Annotated in this window: 3 protein-coding genes; all 3 read right to left on the bottom strand. The window is 73.4% G+C overall.

Annotation, left to right across the window (positions count from 1 at the left end):
* Positions 1 to 376 (bottom strand): hypothetical protein (locus J1M38_RS11605; RefSeq protein WP_206501273.1); only part of this gene is annotated, 376 nt, incomplete at its 3' end.
* Between the two features lie 294 nt (positions 377 to 670).
* The gene (locus tag J1M38_RS11600) at positions 671 to 928 is read right to left on the bottom strand and encodes a hypothetical protein (RefSeq protein WP_206450811.1); all 258 of its coding nucleotides are present in this window, start codon (positions 926 to 928) and stop codon (positions 671 to 673) included.
* A 209-nt stretch (positions 929 to 1137) separates the two neighbouring features.
* Positions 1138 to 2115: a DUF4192 family protein gene (locus tag J1M38_RS11595; RefSeq protein WP_134416692.1), complete on the bottom strand. Its 978-nt coding sequence runs from the start codon at positions 2113 to 2115 to the stop codon at positions 1138 to 1140.
* Positions 2116 to 2253 lie beyond the last annotated feature (138 nt).

The raw sequence follows: 2253 nt of genomic DNA, 5'->3' as shown, positions 1-2253 counted from the left end.
CGCCGGGGGCGGCGAGGTTGGCGAACGTCCAGCGCTCGCGGCCGTCGACGACGTCGACGTGGACGCGGTCGGCGGTTGCGGTGACGTTGACGGGGGTCTCGGGCAGGGGGAGCGCGTCCAGGTGGCGCATCAGCTGGGAGACGTCCAGGGCGCACAGCGCCACCGGCGGCAGGCCCGCGAGCGCGGCGGGGGCCGGGCGGTCGGAGTCGGCGTAGGCGCAGGCGTAGGCGTCCTCGTGGGTGCTGATCACGCGCAGGGCGTTCTCCGGGAGCACCTCCAGGTGGACGGGGCCGCGGTGGGGGGAGACGCGGGCGGCGAGGGAGCCGGTGCTCAGGGCTGCGCGCAGGGAGCCGGCGGAATAGATGTGCTTGGACATGGGGGCCTCCTTGGCCGTCGGGGTGCCGGGGGCCTCATGCCCCCCGCTATGTGTCCAACCATACACACATCCCGGCGCGGGCGCAACACCGTCCGCGAGCGCGGGCCGGCGCGCCATCGGTCGTGTCGCAGGAAGGGCGGGGACGTGTCGCGGTCCCCGGGAGCCGGCAGCAGCTCGATGTAGCCGGCAGCTCATCTCCGCGACACGGCCCCACGCGGCAGCGAGCGCGGGACCCGCCCGCGCTTGCGGCCAGGGGCGACGACGGGGCGGCGCGTGCGCGCCGCCCCGTCGTGCTCAGTCGCCGTACACCTCGGCGGCGGGCATGCAGTGGGCCCAGCCGTCCCCGTACCACTGGTCGGAGATGGTGTAGGCCTGGCGGCCGCGCATGTCCTGGTAGCTGACGGTGTAGGTGCGGTGCTCGGGATCGACGGCGGTCACGACGCCGTCGTTGGAGCTGGAGCAGTTGCCCAGGTAGGTGCGGTGGTAGATGACCACCTCCTGGCCGATGTGCACGTTCTGGGAGGTGCAGATGGTGGTCTGGTCGGTGTCCATGTCGGGCCTCCTGGCCGCTCGGGGTGCCGGGGGCCTCATGCCCCCCGCGACGTGTATAACCATACACAAGCGCGGCCGAGCGGTCAACAGCGATTTGGGCAGCGCCCGCTCACGCGTGGGCCGGGCCACGCCGGCGGGCGTGCACCGTCGGGGCACCGTCTCCACGGACGCCGGGGGGCCAGCGTTACGCGCTGGCCCCCCGGTCACGCTCAGCGGCCCTCGGCGGCCCGCGTGTGCTTGCCCCAGGCCCACGCCGGGTCGGTGGCCACGACGGCCACGGGCGTGGCCCGCGTCATCCGGCGCACGGCGCGCACGTGCGGGTGGTGCGGGGCGCATCGCTCGGCGAGGTTCAGGCGGTCATCGGCCACCGCTCCTGCGCCTCGGATCCAGGCCACGTAGGCCAGCACCGCCAGCGCCCCGGCGCAGGCGTGGCCCGGGCCGAGGGCCACGGCGGCGTTGAGCACCGTCTCGGCCTCCACGCTCGCCTTCCAGCGCAGACCGTGCGGGAACTCGCCCCGGGTGAAGTCCACCGCCTCCAGCCGGTTCGGGGCCGTGCAGGCCACCAGCGCCGCGATCAGGTACTCCGGGTCACGGTGGTTCAGGGTGGCCAGCACGACGGCGGCGGCCCCGGCGTCGTTCTGATCCTTCAGCAGGCGGTTGATGCCCTCGATCAGCGCCGGAGCGTCCGCGTGCATGTCCGTCAGCGTGGCCGCGTGAGCCGCCACGGCCTCCGTCAGGGCGTCCGACTCGCTCGGGGTGGCGGTGGGGTACTCGGCCCGCGCACCGTCGAGCAGGGCCAGGTGCAGGCCCAGCGTGGAGGTGCCCGGGGCGTAGGCCACGGCCTCGCCCGTGCCCAGGTTGGTGCACATGCGCCCGTCCACGTGGATCAGCCCCTCCACGCTCAGACCGTGGCCGGTCAGGATGGACTCCAGCTCGAGCCAGCGCAGGGCGCGGTCCTCCGGGCCGTAGCCGATCAGGAAGACGCGCGTGCAGTTGGCGGGGCGCATGCTGGCGGCGATCACTCCGGCCATGGTGGCGGGGGCGGCGACATCGTCAAGGCGCATCACCGGCCCCAGCCGCGAGCCCTTCAGGCCGATGGCCACCACGGAATCCGCGGGGGTGGACGGCAGGGCGGCGGCGGCGTAGTCGGTCAGATCGAGCGGGGTGCGGGCGGTCAGAGCATCCATCGTGTCCTCCTAGAGGGGTGCGGGTGGCCGGTTGCCTCCCGCTGAGTCAAACCATACACGCGTTGTGGTGTGGACGCAATCGATTGTGTGGTGTTTGTCTGGTGAGGGTGTGGTGGTGTGCTGGCGGTGTTATGGCAT

The sequence above is a fragment of the Micrococcus sp. KRD070 genome (assembly GCF_017168435.1).
Classification (GTDB): domain Bacteria; phylum Actinomycetota; class Actinomycetes; order Actinomycetales; family Micrococcaceae; genus Micrococcus; species Micrococcus luteus.
This window is presented reverse-complemented; position numbering and strand designations above follow the sequence as displayed.

Excerpts from the sequence above, each read along its gene's own strand:
- J1M38_RS11600 (WP_206450811.1), bottom strand. The coding sequence starts at position 928 with ATGGACACCGACCAGACCACCATCTGCACCTCCCAGAACGTGCACATC.
- J1M38_RS11595 (WP_134416692.1), bottom strand. The coding sequence starts at position 2,115 with ATGGATGCTCTGACCGCCCGCACCCCGCTCGATCTGACCGACTACGCC.